The organism is Mucilaginibacter aquaedulcis (assembly GCF_030409325.1).
In the GTDB taxonomy this organism is placed as follows: Bacteria; Bacteroidota; Bacteroidia; order Sphingobacteriales; family Sphingobacteriaceae; genus Mucilaginibacter; species Mucilaginibacter aquaedulcis.
Map to the genome: position 1 here is coordinate 1,477,012 of NZ_JAUFPR010000002.1, position 21,727 is coordinate 1,498,738.

Genomic DNA, 21,727 nt, shown 5'->3' on the forward strand with positions numbered 1-21,727 from the left:
AGGCTAGGTAGGAAGATTAGATTAAAATATTAGTTGTTTGATTTTTTCGTACCTACGTACGAACAAATGATTAACCCTGCTCCGCCACAGAATAATATTGATATTAAAAAAGTCAATATTTTAAAATTTTCCCTATCCACGAAACGCGATAAAATCATTCCGAATAAAAAACCCAGTGCAATACTGATAGAAATGATACCGAAGGTCAATAAAAACCTTGATGATTTAGGTGTTTGACTAATGTCAATGTTTCGCTCAATCAAAGCCATATTTTCTTTATTTCTCAGGTATCGAATGCCAAATACCAAAACTAAAACGGCTAGAGCCAATAGAAACCAAATTAATGCTACGAAATTCATATTTTTATTTTTTTTATTAGACGCAGGCTGTATCTGCGCGGTTGTATCTTTTACAGATTTTTTTTCTGTTAACGGTCTAATCGTGCGGTGTCATTTATTGCGATCGATCGAAAGGACTATTGATGACTATAAGTCATTTTTCTTTGCCTTTTCAAAATATGACAGCGATGACTCATTTTTTCGTTGGCCGCAATTTATTGAGCGCCGAACAATCAAAATTCTGTATGGCCTGAAGTTCGTTAAGAATTTGATCAGAGAGAGAACTCTCGACTCCACGATAGTGTTGTAGTATACTTTTACTTAGTGATTTTGCTTTACCACAATAATGGTATTCCTTATACAACATGACCAGGAGATATTTTGGAAAAATTCTTGACGGAATTATAAAACTGGCTTTTGTGTAATATTCCTCGGCCTTATCGAAATTCCCTTCCATTTTATATATGTTACCGATTAACATATCTATTCTAGGATCGCTGTCTTTATTTTCAGCCAACATGAGGTACCTCAAAGCTCTTTCATTTTTCTTATTGGCAATTAAGCAAATGCCGTAGTCTAATAGAAATGCGGGGTCATGCATCATGTACGAACTTATCTGCTCATATTTGAGTTCAGCGCCTCTCAAATCATTCTTCTTGAATAGGATATAGGCATCTTGATATTCATCATAGCAAGCCAATCGACTTCTCGCTTTAAGAACAACGACAGCAGAAAACATCAGTAACAAAACTGCTCCTGCGATACGAATTGGTAAAACAATAGGCAGATCTACTAACGCCGGATAATATTTGCTTAGAATTGCCAGATAAATAAAAAATAAAATAAAAGTAGGAACCGAATAAAGTGGATATGAAAAAAAACCTTGAATTAGCACACTTATCCAACCCAATAATATTCCTATCGGGATTATGTGAGATTCAATACTAAAAGCCTTTAGACAGTTCCGTAACATCAAAACAATCAAAGTCAAAAAAAGTCCTAAGCCAATTAATCCTTCCTCAACAAATATTTCTATATACTCATTGTACGCCATTTTGACCTGACCCGCAAATTCTCCAACAGTATTTTCACCTACCATTTTATCAGATAATTTATCAGGGTGCCTTACCAGAAACTCACTTTGCCATTTATTATAGTCGCTTCGGAAAGAACCATAACCAAAACCTAAAACTGACTTTTCTGTTCCCTTAGCCAGTGAAACTTCCCAAATGAATAACCTACTATCTGCTGACTTTGGCTTGAATTTATACAGACAAATCGCCGCTCCCATTAAAATAACCACCCCGGCCAATATGGACGCAATTTTCCACTTACTGTACGATTTGTCACCAAAAAATTTATAGAACACTTTGTATTTGAAACATAACGCCAGGATGGTCACCAATGTAATGCTGACCCACGATGCACGGTTTTGGCTAAGCAAAAGGACCACAAGCGTCAACGTGATATTGATCAGAAAGACTAACTTTTGAATACCCGTCTTTTTTGCAAACAAAACCAACACCAACGGAACAGGATAACAGGCTGCTAAAAATAATGCGAAAGGAGCGGGATTTTTAAAAGTACCTGTCAACCTGAATGATTCACTAAATGGCATAGAAAAACCTTCATACTGAAATAACCCAATGAGTGCTTCGATTGTAGATATCATGATAATACCATAACCAATGAGCGATTCAGACCTATGATAATTACGAGTAGTAATACTTCCTTTCGTAAGTAAGTAAAGAATCAGCCCTAAATCGAAAATCATGGCCGCTTGTGACAAATAACCTACATGAACAAGTGATTGAACATTAATAAAGCTCCCCCAAAAAAAAAGAATAATGTCTACATGGTTAAAGGCAATTTTGTAGCTGATTCTTTTGGAGGGATCAACTAAGAGTTGGATAGATTTAGCGAAGCAAAAAAAACCTGTACCGGTTATAAGAGCGGTAATTTTTGAACCATTGAGGAAATTATCATTCACACGGGAATTTGAAAATACAACGGTTGATAATATCAACAATGAAAAGCAGAAAAGCAGGTCATTAATAATATCAGAATAATTTAACTTATCTCTCATAAGGTTGACAAAAACATGATCATGAATAATTGAGCTAATTTTCTTATTACCGTTTCAGAATGCTTAACGGTCTAAAAATTTGTTTATGGCATTCAGCGCTACTGCTATATTTTCACGCTTTAATATTACATGGCCCTCCCCTTTTATTTGCAATTCTTTGGAGTTCCCTGCAAGCCTCGTCTTATTCATCATTTCCAACCTTTGTTCGTTTTTCATGGCGAAGTCCTGTTCACCATATACGTACAAAATCGGTATTTTAGGATTATAATTGGGGGTAATATTGAGACCAGCTATTTCAATAAATTTAGAAACTTCTTTTTCATATTTGCTGACATATGCTCGTCCCAGAAAAGTACCATAACTCAAACCGACAATAGCGTAGGATGCTATATGATATTTTTCTTTAATTTCAACAATATCTTCACGCATTCCCGATACCTCTTTTTTTAAAAGTTCGGATGGTGATAATGACACCGCTTCATAGTCATGTCCAAATCCAATAGAGCCCGGGTAGTTGAGGGCTATCACGCCGTAACCAGCTTTGACCATAGCGATTACCCAAATGAAGTATCTGTTCGAAAACTGCTCTTTAGGGCCACCATGAAGCCAAATCGCCCACCCTTTAGGGCTAATCTTAGGCTGATATATAAAACTACAGGCCTTATCTTTATTGATAAATACTTGAGGCAAAGGCAAGGAATCCGGTTTATTAATCTCCAAAAGATTTTTCGCATAATCTTTTTTTATCTCAAATAAAGAGGGGGCTATATATTGATTCGTATAGGTAGCGATTCCACTTCCTCCAAAATCAGCCGCATAATCATAAATTACACCATGATCCAGAATTGTCTCTTCGATACTATCTTTGAGCCTTTTCAATTTATAATTCCCATATTCATTGCTCCTGTAATATAGATAACCATTTATCACGGGCCTTTGTAATAATAGTTTGTCAAAATTGGAATTGAATATCTGCCTTACTTCGCCCTGCTGATATTTATATATTTGTTTAAATTGAGATTCATGATCCGAAATAAAATAAAACAAATCATCATCGTTTTCCGAAGGGGTGATAAAACGGTAGCCCTGCATAAGTTTCGGCGCTTTCCAAATTAATCGAAACGAACCATTTTGTGTCCTGTACTCCCAAATGTCGGTTTCCTTGTCCTCCGCAAAGATAAATTTACCCTTTGAGGACCAGGTCAAGTATTTAAAAGACTTATTTTCCGGAGATGCTATTTTTTTTGTTTGTTTTGTTGAAAGATCATAAATATGTATCTCGCCATTTGATATGTAAGCGAGTTTATTATCAACAGGAGAAAATGTAGAAAAATTAGAAGGATGAGACTCAGATGTTGTCAGTATATTTTTGCTGTTATTGCTAATATCATAAATAACTAGATCAGTTCTTTCAGAATTTGTCTTAGAGGCAGCAATCGAAAGATACCTGCAATCATGCGAGACAGATTGGGGCAGATAATTCTTTTCGTCTGAAAATTTGATTTTCCTTGATTTTTTTACATTATTTTTTTTCTCGATAATATAAGCATCATACTTGTCTCCATCTGCAAGTGCATAAGCCGCGCAAGAACAGTTTCGTCGCGCGGCAAATCTTTTATTTACTTCAACTGAGACATCAGCCGAGTTAATTATCGGTGTATTTTTGCAACGCATTAATAGAACTACTGATATGACTACCCCAATAAAGACTACACGTAAGGGTATGATGTCGATTTGAAACATATATATTAATTCTGAGACATATTACTCATTAGCGCAAAGAAATATAAATAATGCCGATTTAATATTAATTTAATATTAAATAATAACTAATAAAATATTAAGTACATTACAGCAGCTATGATCTAAGATTAAAAGTCCGATTATTACAATAGCTGACATCCTTGCAAACTAATATCAATAGTTCGATCCCTGCACGGAGGAATGGATACCCGAAAGTCAAACAGGATGGCAGATCGTTTTCATTATAATGAGCAGAATCAGGAAAGCACAGCCTAAAACTTTAGCGAACTTGCTGACGCATATCAACCTTGTCAATTTTTGCGATGGTATTTCTACAAAACTTGTCAAACTGCCAAGCTTGCTAAAATTCGACAGTAGATTTACAACACGCCGTTTGTTATTGCAAAAATGTAACTTAACTATCCCTATTAAATTCCTGTAATAACCTTAGAGTAAGCATCATGAATAATATATCGTGATTTATCATTCCATTTTGTAAACCTCAAGTGAAGCCGACGTTAAGGAAAGCCGTATTGATAAATACCAGGGCAAAAATCGAGTTTTATTTTAAGCGCATAAAATTTGCTTATCAATCAGTGAATATGGATTCAGTTAAAGGAAGGCACAGCTAAAATAACTTGACAGGTTTGTAGGTGATTATCCGGTTACTTTTGGAACTGTTCTCATTTGAGAGTTTGAAGTTTACATTAGACCATAAGGGGTTGACCAATTTGCTATGGGAAATTAGCTTCAATGTTAGACCTTATTATCATCGAAAAACATTGCAGTCGCTTTTATATATAACCAATTCCATGAGAGGTCTTTCCAACGACACTTTCATGGATACGAGTGGAATGCTCCCTCAGTTTATCGACATCAGTAAAAACTAATGTGATGATGCTCCGGGCGATTCGGCGCGGACCATGTCGTACGGAAATTTCAATAGCAAAACGAATCGTTTTGAAGTATCATCAAGCAGTTACGGCTTGTAAGTGTTTCTGTAGGTGGTAATCAAAAGCCTGATTAAAGGCAGTAGTGAAATAATCATTTTATGAAAACCCACCCCGATACAGCGCAGATGCCTGCCTGGTAATACTATCTGAGGCCTTGGCTATGTGCTGCGGTTTAAGTATAAGATCCTATCAGATTTAACCGTGGTTGTTTTAGGCGCCTTTTTTCCTGGAGGAACAAGTGTTTTAGCAGAATTAGCCTATCTTCAGGAGTTCACGGATATTGGGGCTGCACTTCAGGGTTCTGTAAGTTCTGTAGAGGAGATTAAGATATGGGCGGGTATACAACAGGGCGCCGCGGGGCTGACAACCACTATAGGTGAACTGGCCAGTACCAACAAGTATCTGGCCACTGTCACTAACGATCAAAATGAAAGGGATCGCCTGTTACAGTACCAGCAATTGATGTTACTGGCCATGATTTTGAGCGGGGGCGCAGCAGCTATTTCCGGAGCAAAACTTACCAGTGTCAGAATTGCCAACCAAGCGAATATCATTAAACCCCAAATCCCTGACCCACCTCCCGCCGGCTTCCCGACTGCAATAGAACAATCCGTTGATTACGTGATCGGGAACACATTACAAACCTTATCAGGCATCGAAGCAGTTGTAGAAACACTGCCATTGGGAGTTGCAGCCAATAATATTTGTACCATATTTAACCGGTTTACCGATGCACAGAAGCTGGCATTCTGGACCAGTTTCGGCAGACTTTCGCCCCGTAGCTGGCAATATCTGAATAACGGCGCCGGGGTTAATAACTGGTTAAAGCTTTACAATAATGGAATTGCAGAGGCAAGTAAACTTGATTTTATTACGAATCAAAATTTGGTTGACACTATTCTAAAATTCAGTATTTATCCTTTGTTAAAGGCTCAATTTCAATCGTTAAGCTATCCAATAAAGGTGCGGTTCTTCACAGCGTTTAAACAAATAAATGATGCAACGCTTCAAGTATTCAACACTTATAGTAATAGTAACAGAGTACAAATTTGGGCACAATACAACTCTGAAGCTCAATCCATAATCGGCGCAAAGGCAGATATTTGGCTGAAGCTGCCTCAAGCTATGAACTATTTAAAAAACAATAATTATCAGGCAATATCTGACCTTTATACTATACCAATTCACCCACCTACTACTTTACCTAATTTTCCTGGTGTAAACTATGTTACCGACAATTCTATTCCAATAAGTATTTTTGAAGATGCAGCTCAAATTGCCATCCGTACGGATGACATTCCATTAATTGCAGCCAATACCGGAATACCTGAAAATATAATTCAGCTTGCTAAACAAAATTTTTGGATTAAAGAACGTTTTTTGTATAATGAAATTGAAATAGATGATTCAAATAAGATTAGGGCATTTCAAGTAGGTAGATTCACTAAAACTAAAGGAGATATTTTACAATGGGAAAATTTAGCCAAGAAATGGAGAGACGCTTGAAGAATTCAAACGCTTAATAGCCCATGAATACGTCGAAGGACGCTTAATTGACGACTACGGCATGAACTTTCGTAGTTTAGTGAGCTTCGAATTAACAGTATATGATTTTGGCGCACATGAAGTTGCGCCACGTACGGGCTTCTCAGGCTACGCAGATTTAGGAGCTCTGAATTCTGCTCCGAACCCGCATTTAACAACTTGGGACAATTTGGATGAAATTGTAAAGTGGATAGCATTTTTTTTAAAACTAAATTAATAAAAAAACATGACCGATAAATCTTTGTATACAAGCGAATTCAGAAAACTAATGCTTAAAAACCCAAAAATGAATTTTAATAATTCAGCAACAGTTTCGAGCATTTTATTATTTCGTGATTATCTCAGTCGTTTAAAGCACTTAAAACTATTATTGGGAATAAAGGAATTTTATTCTAATTACGAAGAGTTTCATAATTTATTTTTAGATATAAATCCGAGCTGGAAAGATGAAATGCCTTCAATGGATACCTTTTTTGAATCAATCTTAAAACAAGAATCCAGTCAATACAATTTAAGTAGAACTTTATTTAACAGTTTATTTATCTATCTATTTATTACTTGGGAGGTTTTTAAAGACAAAAAGGAAATAAAAGAAATTTCACAATTTGGAAATCCCTATGAATCAGCATTCAAAATTATCGAAGACAACCACTTTATCAGTTTATCTGAAGGACATTTTCACATCGACAATATTATTTATTTAAAAAAGGGACAAAACAAGTTTTTATTACCCTCTTTAAATGATGATTTTTTACGCCTAATTGATAAGCAATATCCTATTAAAATCTACGGGCCTCAAAATATTCCAAAACAAGAAGATATAGACCTTCTTTGGGCAGAATTTAATAAATAGCCAAAACGAAAAGTCACAGCAAATCGCATTTTAGTAATCACTTTGATATTATTAGAGCTGGTCCAGTAGCTTGTCATGCTGAATTTCGAAGTTTAAATAGCCTAGCAACACTAACATTTAAAAATGGTGCTGTTTCACCCCAGGTCTTTGACGATTGGCTAAAAAATAATGTATTAGGATATGTAAGACAAATCAAACCTGATAAAACAACAGGCCTTAACCAGATTAAATACACCTGTATACATTGTTATTACTTTACGGACTTGATTACTTTCATGAGTATTAACTAAAGGATATGCAAACAATAAATTGGAACGACCCAAATTTAACATTAGCTGATATTGATATCGGTGGAGGTGAGGTATATAATTACCGAGGTACTCCATTTACAGGAGTATTACAATATTCATACCCTAATGGAAATTTACAAACGGAAGTCACTTGCGTAAATGGATATCCTGAAGGTGTTTGGAGAGAATACTATCCAAATGGTCGGATGATGGAAGAATATTACTTTAAATATAACCTCGAATACGGCCTTTATAAGCAATGGGATGAGAATGGAAACCTGATAAAACAGTCTGATTTGGGACCAGAACCTCAAGGAATGTGAAATGATTCTATCCGTAGATGTACATTATAAAGAAGATAGCGCAAAAGCAGTTGGTTTGTTATTCGACCGAAGTGATGAAACGATAACAACTTTCATTGAACAAATAAATTTGAATGACATTGAAGCCATTATAATTGACGGCTATGCGTATGTAGATAACAATAAAGCATTTGGATTAGGTGCCTTTCTATGGGAAGCTTTAGAGGAAAAAATCCCTGTTATCGGAGTAGCTAAAACATCGTTCTATAAAAACAAAGAAACTGTCACTGCATTATACCGGGGCGAGAGTAAAAACCCCTTATACATTTCATTAATTGGTTATGCTAAATAAAGCGACAGATTTAATAAAAGAAATGAAGGGGGATTACAGAGTTCCTACTGTTTTGAAATTACTGGATACCAAAACAAAAGAAGATTAAATAGTCAATCATGATACCTATGTCACAAAAAGACAAATGTCATCTTACTTTCCATTCAAAAATAATAGATGGAGAACAATACAATTTTCGCCAATCATTTTCCAATGAAGAGTCTTCTGTTGTCAATTTCCTTAAACGGATTGACAAATTTGATGGCGAAGGATTAATCAACGACATTGCCAAATGTATAGCCAAATCTATCAATATAGACGGGTACTTTATATCTGACTCGTTCGAAGACATGACTGTAAACTATGAGTACCCGAAAGTAAGCATCAACGATGTTTTCCTTATATCTATGACAAATTTGAAAGAATTACTTCAAGAGTGGCTCGCATTTATCAGCGAGAAAAATTACCTATAAAAAATTAACACCTATGTCAAGTACTGCCCCAGAACACCCAGATACTATCCCCAGTTATCTGAGCTGATCACCATGGATGATCTGCCCGAGTTTCTGCACTTTGCAGAAACCGGGTACAAATTTGGGCACAATACAATTCTGAAGTTTAGGCCTTAATTGGAGCAAAGGCAGATACATGGCTCAAACGGCCTCAAGGTATGGATTATTTAAAAAACAATAATTATCATGCGATATCTGACCTTTATGAAATACGAATTTATCCGCCTACCAGCTTGCCTAATTTTCCAGGTGTAAACTATGTTCATACCGTTAACAAGATTAACCTGCCATGATCCGGACATTCTTGCAGGATATTTGCCAGGATGATGAGCATGAATCTCCATTTCGGGGATATATCATGCGACTGAAGCAGCTTAGAATCCGACATGATAAATTCAGCGAAGTTTTGAGCTGTTTCATTATTTAGCGAATAGGTAGATCCTGATGCAAACTACAGGTTTCATGGATCATAAGTTATCTTGACTACTGAACATATTCGTTGATTAATGCTAAAGTTGAAATTCGGTTATTGCCCTGATTAATTTCACGTTTATGTCAACAGTTTAGAATTGATCTGTTCGCTATCACTTTTTTAATAATTTTCGAGTTCCAGGCATGTTGTTCTTGTATCTAATGGCTTATCATTCATTTCGGAGACTCTCAACCGGATTAGCAAAAGCTGCTTTAATGGACTGAAAACTTACAGTAATTATTGCAATAGCAATTGCCACTCCTGCAGCTGCTACCGGTATGTACCACTTGATTGTGGTGCGATAAGCAAAATCCTGAAGCCATTTTTGCATGGCCAGCCAGGCGAGCGGGCTTCCGATCAATATCGAGATCAGTACCAGTTTGATAAAATCAACAGAGAGCATGGCCGTGATATTAGAAATGCTTGCGCCAAGCACTTTGCGAATACCAATTTCTTTGGTGCGCTGTTCGGCAGCGTAGGCTGCAAGGCCGAAAAGTCCGAGACAGGCTATCAATATAGCTAGCGAACTGAAACACAGGAAAATTGTTCCGGTGCGCTGTTCGGCACGATAACCCGCATCAAAATCAGCATCCATAAAGGAATAACTGAATTGCTGGTTTGGCGAAAACTGTTTCCATTTTTTGCCCATCATGGCGATTGCCTTGGACATGTCCCGCACATGCAGCCGAACATTTATCGCGCCGTTATCCGGCGCATAATATAAAGCGAGTGGCATGACCTCCTCATGAAGCGTTGCGAAGTGAAAGTCCTTCACTACGCCGATGATATGGTAAGGCTGAATACCGTAGGAATCACGATACAAAGTCTTATTCAGCGGTTGATCCGCGCCATATTTTCGCACAAATGCTTCATTTACAATCATGCCTGCGCTGTCGCTCGCCATATCTTTTAAAAAGTTGCGCCCCGCTAAGAGTTTCAGTCCCATCGTTCGTATATAGTCTTCATCTACAGGCCAGAACTCGGTAAGCAGCACCTGTTTAATGTCAATGGGCAGCCCTGGAAAAAGCCCCGTTCTCAGCCGCAGATCGCCTGTAGGCTGGAAGGCGGACATACTTACATTCACCACGCCGTTCATTTGCTTCAGTTCGTTTTTCAGCAAAGCCGCATGCTTACCCAGCACATCGGTATTTTTAATAACCAGTACCTGGCTGCGATCAAAGCCAAGGCTTTTGTTACGAATAAAGGTGAGCTGGTTAAAGATCACCAGCGTGCTGATGATCAAAAAAATGGATATGGAAAACTGAAATACCACTAAAAAACTCCTCAGAAAGCTGTTCCTGAAACCTTTGGCTATTTTACCCTTGAGTACATCAATGGGCTGAAAGGCCGAAAGGAAAAAAGCCGGATAGCTGCCCGCCAAAATACCAACCACTAAAGCAATTAAAAGCAAGGCCGGCAGCAGCCACATTACTTGTGCCCAACCGATCGCTAATTGTTTTGCCGCCAGGTGATTGAACATGGGCAATAGCAGCCAGGCAATCACAGCCGCGATTACCGCGGAGCAAAGCGTAACCAATATGGATTCGGCGAGGAATTGTGCGATCAGGAATTTACGTGCAGAACCCAATACCTTTCTGACACCCACTTCTTTGGCGCGGTTGGCAGAGCGGGCTGTACTCAGGTTCATGAAATTAATACAGGCAATGAGCAGTATAAATGCCGCAATTATTAAAAATATATAAACATACTGCATATTGCTGCCGGCTTCAAGCTGGTATTTGGCATGATCGCGAAGGTGGATATCAGTCACCGGCGTTAATACTGATCTCAGGTAATTATCGCCGCTTGTCCAGGCATCTGGGTTGAACGAATTTTTGATCTCTATCGCAGCGATTTCTTTTTCCAGCCGCTGCACGTCAGCACCGGGCTTTAACAACAAATAATTATGCATGCCGCCATACCCCCAGCCATGTTGAGCACTTTCCGGACGCGAACTGTAGGACAGGAAAAAATCATAATGAAAATGCGATTGTTCCGGTATATCCCTGATGACACCGGTGATCTGATACTTGCTGGTATCATTGACGGTCAACGTTTGTCCGACAACATTGACGCGGTTAAAGTATTTCTTCGCTGTGCTTTCTGTGATCACGGCACGATGCGGAGCATCTAACGCGTTAGCGGGGCTGCCATCGATCATGGGTAAGGTAAATACCTTAAAAAGTGAGGATTCGGTAAAAACCACCCTTTTTTCCTGTATTTTCTCCTCCCCTTTCCTGATATAGAATTTTAAGGGCGAAAGAAACAGCCCCTGTACATCGATCATGCGGGTCATTTGTTCCACCTCCGGAAAAATACCCTTCATGGCTGCAGGTAGCGGTTCTTCTGAAGTAGCGTACCGGTTAGTGTTGCCATTCAGCTTCACATCAAGCCCTATCCGGTATATCCGGTCCGCATGTTCGTTGTATTTATCATATCCCAGTTCGTTGATCACATAGAATAGGATAAGCAGGCATGTAGCCAAACCTACCGACAGGCCAAACATATTCAGCAGGGTAAAAGCTTTATTTTTAAGCAGGCTCCGGTAAGCGGATTTTAGATAGTTTTTGATCATCATATGGCGTTTAGAAATTTCGGCAGCCCATTCCGGCAGGCTTTTCTTACGCAAGATTACCGGCTTTACCGGATCCTGAAGTACCAACTTATCATTTGGCACTTCTTTTTTTGTACTTTCCCTGAACGAAGCAGGGCGCTGACCGGTTATTTCTTTAAAAACGCGGTTAAAGCTTGTCTTGGAATTAAACCCCGACTCGTAAGCGATACCGATCAGGTTGTACCGGTTATAAGCAGGGTCATGCATTTTCCTGATCACTGCCCTCACACGGAATTCATTAATAAAATCATTAAGGTTCTTTTTAAACACCATATTGATGATACGCGACACCTCGTGGGGATGCAATGCCAATTGTTGCGCCAGCGAGGCCAGGGTAAGTTCGGCATCCTCATAAAGCCGCTCTGTTATAACCATTCTTTTCAGCCGCCTGCCTTTCTCACGCAATTCATCCGGCGTAAATAACAAGGGGTCCACCAAGGTGTCTTTTTCTGTTTTCAGAATAGCGCTGACCGCCGTAGCTATCAACACCACGGACAGACCAACAACAAATGGCCCGTTGACGAGGCTTAGGGCGGTGAATACGATCAGCAGCTTCAGCACGACGTCAAGTCTGCCAAAAGTATAGCGTGGTCTGTCCATCAACACCGGCTGTCGTTGTTGATTACAGCGTTGTAACGCTTGAAAAGATAATACAAAGTATCCGGCCATTACAAGCAGTGTCAGCCAGTTTGGAATTACGGGAACCAATATCAAAGGGCAAAAAAGCAGCAAATCTTTTCGGCCGAACCGCCGGTCTGGTTGTAACAGCTTTAACACATAGAAGTACATGAGTGGCCCTATAGCCAACCATACAGAAAACCATACACCGCTGATCTGCAGCACATTAACAACCAGGGCTAAACTTAAATATCTATTTGCAGCACCGTTTGCTTTTTTTGAAAACCATAAAAGCAAAGCCAGGGTGCAGCCAATAAAGACTACCCCAAGGAACAGCAGTTTTATAAAACCTATATCGAACATAGCCGCATTCAAACAACATATCACAACAATTCATATTCCAATTCAATAAATCATTATTAATCAAATAATTAAGAACCAAAGAGATCATAATATTGTAACGCGAGCGAACACAACCGCGCGAATGCGAACATTAACTGACACCGGACTCTTCGGATCGATAAGATATAGCTCTTACTCCCGATACCTTCTAACCTGTTCTTCTACACGCAACGCAGATAAGTTACGTTGCTCCATCGGACCTATTATTCGAAAGCTTAAATCGACATTTCACAATTTAAGGATGATAAGTTCAATACCCTTTTTGCGGCCATTTCAATTTAATCTCGTTGAATTCTGAAGAAGCGCTACGAGCAATTTGCCAATCTGGTAAAACTGCTGACATCGGGTCATTTTTTGTTTGTAACAGCAATAAAGCGCATAGGTCAGTAAAGCTGATTTTTCTCGGATTTGTAATCTCTCACCAATATGTAGTTGTTCCATACCCGATTCAGTTTACCGTAGCAAATATCGAAGATCAACTAGCATGCCTGCTAAATTATCCACACTAAACAGCTTTTTCTGCTCCTTTGAAAGAATAAGCAGGGTTGGTATACTCTTATCTATTAACCGTAAGTTTCTCCATTTGACCTGATCGGTAAATATATTATTGATGATATCACAGGAACAACGCCAGAAATCCGTTATATTTAACTAACTCATATCAAAGGGATATGCCAGCCATTACCAAGGCAAAAAAGGATATTATCCGGCGCCATTACATAACTGGAGAGGTAAACGTTCAGCACATAGCTGAGAAGCTTGAACTCCGGCAGGCCACTGTACGCAGTTATTTAAATGATTTTAGGATATTGGATCAGCAACATCCAGACAAATTACAAGATTACGACTTTTACATCGGCAAGGAAAAAATCTTCAAGTCGTCACCATGGTACCTGAATTTCCTCTCCGTCATGCCAGGACTGGTACTTGCCGAGCCAGGACCGGTGCTGATTGCAGAAGATCTTTACCAAAAATATCATAGCCTGTTCCCGGAAGAATTCAGTAAGCCTCGTTTTTATCATGTATTTAAGAGATGGTTCGAAGCAAATGAAAATGAACTCTGTGCAGCGAAACTCAAAAGTAAATTTACCTCAGATGAACTGGCAATCCTGCGGCGTTGGCGAAAAGGAAACGATCACCGGCTATGGCAGGTTTCCGTATTGCTGATGACCACCTATACATACAATTCAATGAGTAAACTAGGATATCGTATCGAGTGCGCTTATGCTACCATGCTCATTTGGTTGAGAACCTATCAGCGCGAAGGCCTGGCGGCGTTGAGTCGCCCGGGTAACAAAAAACCCATATGCAGGGAGCGGCGCGAGGCCATTGAAAAACGTATGGACGAGGTCGTGCACCTAGTACGACAAAGCCCGAAATTATACGGTTTCGATAAAATATCCTGGACAATCACTGACCTGGCCTACGCCTATAGCAAAGTATCCGGAAAGGATATCAGCTTCAGCACAGTAGGATGCTATTTGAGAAAAAGGGGAATCAGGTTCAAACGCTCCCGCGAAGTTATTGTCAGCCACGATCCGCGGTTCCTGGAAAAGTACGACCACATTCGTCACATACTCGCCGGGCTGGGCAGAAATGAAAAATTTTTCTCCATAGATGAATACGGCCCGAAGTCTGTCCGGCCGAAAGGCGGGCGCCAGTTGGTCAGAAAAGGCGAACTGCCAGTTTATTACAAAGTAGACAAAAGCAAGGGCTGGTTCATCTGTACCTGCGCGCTGGAATTGTCCACTAACCAGCTCACTTGGTTCTATTCCCTTAAAAAAGACACCTCGGAAATGATCAGGCTCATCGATGTGCTAACTTTGCAATACCAAAATCAGGAACGGCTATACTTATCGTGGGACGCGGCAAGCTGGCACGACTCGCAACAGTTACGGGATTACCTTGCAGAAATCAATGAACCGGAGTATAGAGAGAAGTTAAAAACGCCAAGAATAGAGCTGGTTCCCCTACCGTCCAGAACGCCGCATCTGAATGTGATCGAATCGGTATTTAGCGGCCTTGCAAAATCGGTCATCCATAATAGCGATTACCAGTCCGTGGACGAATGCACCGCGGCGATTGACCGGTATTTTAATCGCCGAAACCAGCATTTCCTTCGATACCCCAAACGGGCTGGCCAGAAAATCTGGGGGAAAGAAAAGGTAAAACCGGTCTTTGATAAAGCCAATATTTGCAGACATCTTGGCTGATTTGCAGTTTCTATCTATCGTGATCAAACCCATACCGATTTGCTAATTAAATTAGCAAATAACGATTTTAATGTTTAAATTCGAAAAAGTTTCACGTTATGCCTAACAACAACACTCTTATAGCTGTAAGCGCCTTCTCCGGTCTGGCAGGTGCCCTGCTTACACAAGCTTTAAGCGGTCTGTTTTCCTTCATCAATGATAGGCGCAAACATCGCAATGATATCGAAAACCAGTACCGGACGAAGAAAATCGAGATCGCAGAAAGCTACTACTTCGTAACTGGTGAAACCATGGCCATCCTGAGGAAGAATATCAACTATCGAAGGAACCGCAATAATGCCCGAAGTGAATCCAGCCTGAAATTTCTGAGCGAAGAGATTAAGAAAGTGGATGCGAATTTGCAAAAACTGAATGAAGAAAACTGGAAGCATAACCTGATCAGCCTTTATTTTGATGTGCGTCTTTCGTATAAAGAAATCATTACTGCCAATACCAGGACTCATTTGATCTTCCTTCAAAACCTTGACCTTGCAGACCAACTGCTGAACTCCACGGAAGAAAATGAAGAAGAACTCTACGGTCGGTATAACCAAAGCATATTTGATCTGTGCGCACAGTACGAAGCCATTTATGAGTTATTGAGCAGGGATATGAGCGGGGTGAAACAAGAACTGCAGAGAAGCTTTCAGCGGAATTGATATCGTTCTACATGGACTGGCGGGCTTCTTATCTTGTTTATCTCTTAACTTTTTAAGGAAGCATCTGCAGCAAACGAACCCTATTCAGTATAAGTTTATGTTTCAGATTGGATTTGTCAGAACAAGTTATTATGTCCATGCCCCATAAACCATATCACATGAAAAAAACAATACTAAGCATCGCAGCTCTTATTTGCACCACTGCAGCATTCGTACAAAAAGACACCACGGGCCTCAATATACCGGTAAAAGATGGCGCCGTGGTATATGAAAGAATTATGGATGCTCCCGGTAAATCTAAAGCCGATCTCTACAAAAACGCCAAACAATGGTTTGTTGATTATTTCAAAAGCTCAAAGTATGTTATTCAAAATGAAGATAAGGAAGATGGTAAGATTGTTGGAAAAGGCATTTTATTTGTTGCTTTCAGGGGTGCTCTTGGCAGCAATGTCATTTATAATGACAAATTATCTTTTCAGGTAGACTGTAAAGAAAATAAATACCGGGTCAGAGTTTATGAACAAACTTTAAGCAGTCCAGGTAATGAGCTGTCCACGACCCCAGAATCGCTGATAGGTAAGTTACTTGAAAAAGAAAAGTCGCCCTTCAATGATAAACAAGCGAGACGTATGCTGGAAAGTATGAATGCAACCATTACCACTACACTGTTCGCGTTTAACAAGGCAATGGTTGCAAAATCCGATGATTTACAATATAGGATTTGTTTTTAATAATTTGTTCATGAGGCATGAACATTGTTTTTAATTGAACAAATCCTATCCAACATTTGTTTTTTAATAATTTGTTCATTAAATTCGATTGTTCATACTTCATGAACAACCAAATTTAATGAACACCAAAGAACAGGAAATACTTGATCAGGCAACTGAAAAACTGGCGCTGCTGACAGGGGTCACGATTAAAACCCTGAAATCCGGCACAGCGACCCTGGATGACAGATGTGATGCAGAAATAGAAATCCGTAGCGCCAAAAACAAAGTGCACTTTGTTGTAGAGATTAAAAACGAGCTGCGAAATAAAAAATATCTGCCAGCTAAACGCCAAAAGGGAATAGCAAATCTGCTGGTTGCACAGTACATACCAAAGCCGCTCAAACAGGAATTGAAAAGCATCAACTATAACTATCTCGATGCTGCAGGAAACTGTTTCATACAGACCCCGGAATTATTTATATACATTAATGATCAGCAGGTGACCGGGACCCGTGTGCCGGTGGAGGGTAAGTTATGGAAGACTGCAGGCTTGAAATTCCTGTTTGCGATATTGATACAACCAGAACTCCTGAATCATTCATACCGGCAGATCGCTGAGGAAGCCGATATTGCTCTAGGAAATGTTGGCGGTTTGCTGGAAGAGCTAAAAAAAGAAGGTTACGTACTGGATGGTGGTAAAAATAAGGGGCTTTTCATCGGGTATAAAGAAAGGCTGATCAACCGGTGGGCTGAAGCATACATGGCAACCCTGAGGCCCAAATTATTGGCAGGCAATTTCCGGTTTATCGTCAAAGATCAGGTCAATCACTGGGATCAACTCGAGACGAACCAGTTTAAGTGGGGCGGTGAAAATGCCGGTGCACTGTTAACCGATTTTCTGCGACCTGAAAAATTCACCATTTACACTAGGGAGCCTAAGGCCGTTCTGATGAAAAAATTACACCTGATACCCGACCTTAACGGAAATATCGAGATATTGGAACAATTCTGGAAAGATAACGGGCCAGGCATTCACATACCTACCGTGCCTGCCTTGTTGGCCTACGCTGAATTAATCACAAGCTTCGACAGCCGCAATCAGGAAACCGCGGAGCGCATCAAAATGAAATACCTTGACTGAACTGATCTTACATCCGGGCATTATCGAAATGCTGCTAGAAATGGAACCAGTGTTTAGCATATTCGGAATCGATTACTACCTGGTAGGCGCAGTAGCCGTGACATCCACTTATCAGCTGACCTGGGTGCAGCAGCGATCCGCAAAACAAAAGATGTAGATCTCGCGATCCTGATCAATAGTGAAGGCCAGTTCAATCAATTAAAGGCTGCATTGATTTCGACAGGAAATTTTACTGCGCATTCTCACGAAACAATCAAATTGCTTTACCATAATTCAATCGAAGTATATCTTTTACCTTTTGGGGATATTGAAGAACCCAACCGTCATGTAAAACTCACAAATCCATCGTTTGTCCTGAATATGCCCGGCTTCCTGGAAATCTATCCCTTCGTTGACGATATAAAGATTACTGATAGGATGAGCATCAAGGTTTACACGATGGAGGGAATTATTCTGCTTAAACTGATATCCAAAAATGACAGACCTCAAAGAACGAAAGATATTACGGATATTGAACATATCATCCGTGTTTATTTCGACCTTTATTCGGGAGATATTTACGAGGAACACTTTGACATTATGAACATGTATGAAACCAATCAAAGCGATTATTTACAACTTGTTTGTTCAAGGGTCATTGGAAGAAAAATAAGTAATTTACTGTCGGAATCAGGCGAACTGCGGGAAAGAATTAAACAAATTATAAAAAACAGGCCTACGACCTGGTGGCAAGCAATGCTTGATGGGTTAAACGACGAAGCGGCATCGGCAAATTGAAATTATTACTACAACCGGCTTTTTACATAAGAGCCGCCCTCGATGTATTCGACCAGGAACCACTCCCGCCTGATCACCCGCTCAGAACGCTGGATAATGTACTGGCCACACCACATATCGGGTACGTTACGGAAGATACCTACCGGGTGTTCTATGAAGATACAGCAAAAGCTGTTCTGGCCTGGATTACCAGAAATGATGCTTGCAGTTCAGTCAAATAGCAAAGCAATAATATCCGGTGACAACAAAATAAATGCTTCCTCAAGTTATTGACAGGATTATAAGCTTTCTAAAAAGGGAGCTTCACTCATCAATGGCCGAAGCGGACTGCTGGCGACAGAAATATTGACAGATGTCAGCAATTAGAAAGACGGTTAATAATATTATTGTGCGTGTTCGGTGAGGAAAGGGTAGCCGGCGGAGAAGTGCCTATAAGCACCTCTTATCTGTGCGACCTGACGGCCGCAGCGATTTTTTCGACGCTTTCGTCTACCCGACCTAAGGTGATGCGGAGAAAATTGAAAACGAATTTGAATACCAGAAAGATCTCATCTAATTCAGCGTCTTTCCACTGATAATTGTGCCGCTTAGTGGCTAATACCTACAGGGGTCCTGGATTCCGTATGCTTAATTAACCAGGGTACAGCGAACGAAACGAAATCAGCCAAAGAAGCGCAGATGATCCTCAACCATAAACATGCGATCGAATTTCTTGTGCAGGCGGCGATTGAAGTAGTTTATAATCGGTATACAGATAACAAAAAGCACAAAAAGCCCCCATGCACCTACTAGGCGCGAAGGGCCTGTTTAACCGGCTCCGCCCCCCTCGCCTTTCAATTCAGATTCCTGTATACCGGCAGCGAATTTCGTTAGTAACAGAGTCACTTTTGCAACGGTTTCATTCGGTACACTATTGCTTAAGATGAAGGTAGCGGCAAAAGTATATAAGGCGGGGGAAAGGTTAATACCTTGATTATATCGCTGGGTCAGCGGTCCGCCAAAGGCGAACGGTCCGGTTCTTAAAGGGGGGCCGTTTATCAGTATTATAATTTGATATTTTTATCAATACCAGGGCATTGTACCTTTATCGATTTCGCATAACGATCTTGTATTAAATTATTGTTACTTTCGTAATAATTTAGCTTTGAGCCGATACGATAACATGACAGATATTGAACTCGCGGACCTGCTCAGGACCAGTGGCGAAGCTGCATTTCGTTTAATTTATGAGCGCCATTGGGACAAACTGTACGTGATCGCAAGGAAACGGCTAAATGATGATACCGAGGCTGAAGAGGTAGTGCAGGATATTTTTTGCAATCTCTGGCGCAAGCGGGAACGATTAGTATTGGTCAAAGGTTTTGACAATTACTTCTCAATCGCTGTAAAATTTGAAGTAATCAACCGGCTGGCCAAAAGGGCGGTCGCGGACAGTTATCAGAAAGAAGCGGCCAAAGCATTATCCGAGATCGATGATAGTACGATTGAACTACTGGACTATTTGGAACTTCAGCGCCAATTCGATCTGACCGTTAGCCAACTCCCGGAAAAGTGCCGCATCGTCTTTAAATTACGGCATGACCAGGGATATTCCCATTTACAGATCGCTGAAGAGTTGATATTTCTCTAAAAACGGTAGAGGCTCACTTATCAAAAGCAAAAAAGATATTAAAAGCCACCTTCGGTAACTTTTTAGGCCTTTTATTATAGACATTTCTAACTTTTTTAAATTCTACCTTAAAAAAGGATACCACCCAGCCGTAATTTATGGCTCATTTCACTATTTGTCTTCAACCGAACATACCTTTCTTAACTAAATCAACTTCATTTTAACAAAATCAAAAAAAAATCCAATTAGACTAAGGGTTTTTCGACCCTGCTTTGGCTATTCTATAAAAAGCACCTAAAATGTCCGAGCATATTAACCAGGAACGTTACGAAGAACTTGCCAGGAAATGGCGTGAGGGTTATATCACTGCCGAAGAAAAAGGGGAGTTTGACCAATGGTACAATAGTTTTGACGATACAGAATTAAAAACCACGGGGACAGGTTCCCCCCTGGATTTAAGCGACCGGATGTACCGGAATATCGTTGAACGCGAAAATATCCCGCAAGGAATACCTATACGCATCTTTACCTGGGCAAGGGTGGCCGCGGCAGCTATCATCTTACTGACTATTGGCGTTGGTGGATGGCTGGCACTGAATCGTAAAGAAAACGTGGAAAGGTCCGTTGCCCGCATCGTTCCCGGCAGCAATAAGGCTATACTCACGCTGGCTAATGGGAAACAGATCAGCCTGACGGATGCGAGCCAAGGGCTTGTTGCCCGGGAAGCGCACATGGCTATCACCAAAAGCGATAACGGACGGTTGGTGTATGAGCAAAACGGCACAGACAACCAAAGCCCAAAATTCAATACGATCACCACGCCTAAAGGCGGCCAGTACTGGGTAGGCCTGGCCGATGGAACCAGGGTACTACTGAATGCAGCCTCCTCGTTAAGATACCCGGTAAACTTTGCTGGAGCGCTGAGAAAGGTTGAACTGACCGGGGAAGCTTATTTTGAAGTAGCCAAAGACAAGGCCCATCCTTTTATCGTACAAACGGCTACCCAGACGGTACGGGTATTGGGGACTCATTTTAACATCAACAGTTATGCTGATGAACCGGCAGTAAAAACAACCCTGATCGAAGGGAGTGTGCGGATAAATGATATCTTAAACAACAAGGGCGGTATTCTAAAACCGGGCGAACAGGCGGTACTGACCAAAAAATCCCTGAATATTTCCACTGTGGACACGGAAGAAGCCCTGGCCTGGAAGAACGGCTATTTTATGTTCGACGAAACGATCACATCAGCCATGCGCAAGATCAGCCGCTGGTACGATGTTGAAGTAGTTTATGAAGGTCCTGTCCCGACCGACAGGTTTGGTGGAACCGTTAATCGCTTTGCCAGTGTCTCCCAGGTACTTAATAAGCTCGCGTTAACTCAGAAAGTACACTTCAGGATAAAAGAAAGGAGGGTCATTGTAAGCAGATAATTACAACTCCCCTTATGGATCCCGTACAAAAAAGCCAGAAGTGCTACCAACACTACTGGCCAATGCCTGGGATCATATTAATCC

17 protein-coding genes are annotated in these 21,727 nt (G+C 40.4%); 13 read left to right on the forward strand and 4 right to left on the reverse strand.

The genetic code is table 11. From position 1 onward, the window contains the following. Positions 1-29: 29 nt before the first annotated feature. The 3 genes from QWZ01_RS10540 to QWZ01_RS10550 form a co-directional block, all read right to left on the reverse strand. Complete coding sequence (locus tag QWZ01_RS10540) at positions 30-359, reverse strand: DUF6249 domain-containing protein (protein ID WP_290323279.1); 330 nt, start codon at positions 357-359, stop codon at positions 30-32. Positions 360-531: 172 nt separating this feature from the next. Further along, on the reverse strand, positions 532-2,424 hold the full coding sequence (locus QWZ01_RS10545) for an O-antigen ligase family protein (RefSeq protein WP_290323280.1): 1,893 nt from the start codon (positions 2,422-2,424) through the stop codon (positions 532-534). Between the two features lie 63 nt (positions 2,425-2,487). After that, the gene (locus QWZ01_RS10550; RefSeq protein ID WP_290323281.1) at positions 2,488-4,167 is read right to left on the reverse strand and encodes an alpha/beta hydrolase family protein; all 1,680 of its coding nucleotides are present in this window, start codon (positions 4,165-4,167) and stop codon (positions 2,488-2,490) included. A 1,154-nt stretch (positions 4,168-5,321) separates the two neighbouring features. On the opposite strand from QWZ01_RS10550, the gene QWZ01_RS10555 reads away from it, so the two are divergent. The 5 genes from QWZ01_RS10555 to QWZ01_RS10575 all read left to right on the forward strand — a co-directional run bounded on the left by QWZ01_RS10555 (position 5,322) and on the right by QWZ01_RS10575 (position 8,914). Beyond that, on the forward strand, positions 5,322-6,626 hold the full coding sequence (locus tag QWZ01_RS10555; protein WP_290323282.1) for a hypothetical protein: 1,305 nt from the start codon (positions 5,322-5,324) through the stop codon (positions 6,624-6,626). A gap of 265 nt (positions 6,627-6,891) precedes the next feature. Further along, positions 6,892-7,518, forward strand: a complete 627-nt coding sequence (locus QWZ01_RS10560) for a hypothetical protein (RefSeq protein WP_290323283.1) — start codon at positions 6,892-6,894, stop codon at positions 7,516-7,518. Between the two features lie 295 nt (positions 7,519-7,813). Beyond that, positions 7,814-8,131 (forward strand): toxin-antitoxin system YwqK family antitoxin, encoded by a 318-nt coding sequence (locus QWZ01_RS10565; RefSeq protein ID WP_290323284.1) that lies wholly within the window; start codon positions 7,814-7,816, stop codon positions 8,129-8,131. A 1-nt stretch (position 8,132) separates the two neighbouring features. Next, a complete protein-coding gene (locus tag QWZ01_RS10570; protein ID WP_290323285.1) occupies positions 8,133-8,462 on the forward strand; it encodes a hypothetical protein in 330 nt (109 codons plus the stop codon). Positions 8,463-8,560: 98 nt separating this feature from the next. Continuing rightward, positions 8,561-8,914 (forward strand): hypothetical protein, encoded by a 354-nt coding sequence (locus tag QWZ01_RS10575; protein WP_290323286.1) that lies wholly within the window; start codon positions 8,561-8,563, stop codon positions 8,912-8,914. A gap of 680 nt (positions 8,915-9,594) precedes the next feature. Here QWZ01_RS10575 and QWZ01_RS10580 read toward each other — a convergent pair. Further along, complete coding sequence (locus tag QWZ01_RS10580) at positions 9,595-13,020, reverse strand: ABC transporter permease (RefSeq protein WP_290323287.1); 3,426 nt, start codon at positions 13,018-13,020, stop codon at positions 9,595-9,597. 710 nt (positions 13,021-13,730) lie between these two features. Between QWZ01_RS10580 and QWZ01_RS10585 the strand changes: the two genes are divergently transcribed. The 8 genes from QWZ01_RS10585 (at position 13,731) to QWZ01_RS10620 (ending at position 21,643) form a co-directional block, all read left to right on the forward strand. Further along, on the forward strand, positions 13,731-15,272 hold the full coding sequence (locus QWZ01_RS10585) for an IS630 family transposase (protein ID WP_290323289.1): 1,542 nt from the start codon (positions 13,731-13,733) through the stop codon (positions 15,270-15,272). A gap of 98 nt (positions 15,273-15,370) precedes the next feature. Next, on the forward strand, positions 15,371-15,970 hold the full coding sequence (locus QWZ01_RS10590) for a hypothetical protein (protein WP_290323290.1): 600 nt from the start codon (positions 15,371-15,373) through the stop codon (positions 15,968-15,970). Between the two features lie 158 nt (positions 15,971-16,128). After that, positions 16,129-16,701 carry a DUF4468 domain-containing protein gene (locus tag QWZ01_RS10595; protein WP_290323291.1) on the forward strand — a complete coding sequence of 191 codons (573 nt, stop codon included), beginning with the start codon at positions 16,129-16,131 and terminating at the stop codon, positions 16,699-16,701. Between the two features lie 118 nt (positions 16,702-16,819). Continuing rightward, on the forward strand, positions 16,820-17,824 hold the full coding sequence (locus QWZ01_RS10600) for a type IV toxin-antitoxin system AbiEi family antitoxin (protein WP_290323292.1): 1,005 nt from the start codon (positions 16,820-16,822) through the stop codon (positions 17,822-17,824). Positions 17,825-17,959: 135 nt separating this feature from the next. After that, positions 17,960-18,601: a nucleotidyl transferase AbiEii/AbiGii toxin family protein gene (locus QWZ01_RS10605; protein WP_290324604.1), complete on the forward strand. Its 642-nt coding sequence runs from the start codon at positions 17,960-17,962 to the stop codon at positions 18,599-18,601. After that, entirely contained in the window at positions 18,598-18,822 is a 225-nt protein-coding gene (locus tag QWZ01_RS10610) for an NAD(P)-dependent oxidoreductase (RefSeq protein ID WP_290323293.1), read from the forward strand. The genes QWZ01_RS10605 and QWZ01_RS10610 overlap by 4 nt, the downstream gene beginning before the upstream one ends. A gap of 941 nt (positions 18,823-19,763) precedes the next feature. After that, positions 19,764-20,231 carry a sigma-70 family RNA polymerase sigma factor gene (locus QWZ01_RS10615; RefSeq protein WP_290323294.1) on the forward strand — a complete coding sequence of 156 codons (468 nt, stop codon included), beginning with the start codon at positions 19,764-19,766 and terminating at the stop codon, positions 20,229-20,231. 278 nt (positions 20,232-20,509) lie between these two features. Next, the gene (locus tag QWZ01_RS10620; RefSeq protein ID WP_290323295.1) at positions 20,510-21,643 is read left to right on the forward strand and encodes a FecR family protein; all 1,134 of its coding nucleotides are present in this window, start codon (positions 20,510-20,512) and stop codon (positions 21,641-21,643) included. Positions 21,644-21,727: the final 84 nt, after the last annotated feature.

Excerpts from the sequence above, each read along its gene's own strand:
- QWZ01_RS10565 (WP_290323284.1), top strand. The coding sequence starts at position 7,814 with ATGCAAACAATAAATTGGAACGACCCAAATTTAACATTAGCTGATATT.
- QWZ01_RS10595 (WP_290323291.1), top strand. The coding sequence starts at position 16,129 with ATGAAAAAAACAATACTAAGCATCGCAGCTCTTATTTGCACCACTGCA.
- QWZ01_RS10580 (WP_290323287.1), bottom strand. The coding sequence starts at position 13,020 with ATGTTCGATATAGGTTTTATAAAACTGCTGTTCCTTGGGGTAGTCTTT.
- QWZ01_RS10540 (WP_290323279.1), bottom strand. The coding sequence starts at position 359 with ATGAATTTCGTAGCATTAATTTGGTTTCTATTGGCTCTAGCCGTTTTA.
- QWZ01_RS10570 (WP_290323285.1), top strand. The coding sequence starts at position 8,133 with ATGATTCTATCCGTAGATGTACATTATAAAGAAGATAGCGCAAAAGCA.
- QWZ01_RS10575 (WP_290323286.1), top strand. The coding sequence starts at position 8,561 with ATGATACCTATGTCACAAAAAGACAAATGTCATCTTACTTTCCATTCA.
- QWZ01_RS10615 (WP_290323294.1), top strand. The coding sequence starts at position 19,764 with ATGACAGATATTGAACTCGCGGACCTGCTCAGGACCAGTGGCGAAGCT.
- QWZ01_RS10560 (WP_290323283.1), top strand. The coding sequence starts at position 6,892 with ATGACCGATAAATCTTTGTATACAAGCGAATTCAGAAAACTAATGCTT.
- QWZ01_RS10545 (WP_290323280.1), bottom strand. The coding sequence starts at position 2,424 with ATGAGAGATAAGTTAAATTATTCTGATATTATTAATGACCTGCTTTTC.
- QWZ01_RS10600 (WP_290323292.1), top strand. The coding sequence starts at position 16,820 with ATGAACACCAAAGAACAGGAAATACTTGATCAGGCAACTGAAAAACTG.
- QWZ01_RS10590 (WP_290323290.1), top strand. The coding sequence starts at position 15,371 with ATGCCTAACAACAACACTCTTATAGCTGTAAGCGCCTTCTCCGGTCTG.
- QWZ01_RS10620 (WP_290323295.1), top strand. The coding sequence starts at position 20,510 with ATGTCCGAGCATATTAACCAGGAACGTTACGAAGAACTTGCCAGGAAA.
- QWZ01_RS10550 (WP_290323281.1), bottom strand. The coding sequence starts at position 4,167 with ATGTTTCAAATCGACATCATACCCTTACGTGTAGTCTTTATTGGGGTA.
- QWZ01_RS10585 (WP_290323289.1), top strand. The coding sequence starts at position 13,731 with ATGCCAGCCATTACCAAGGCAAAAAAGGATATTATCCGGCGCCATTAC.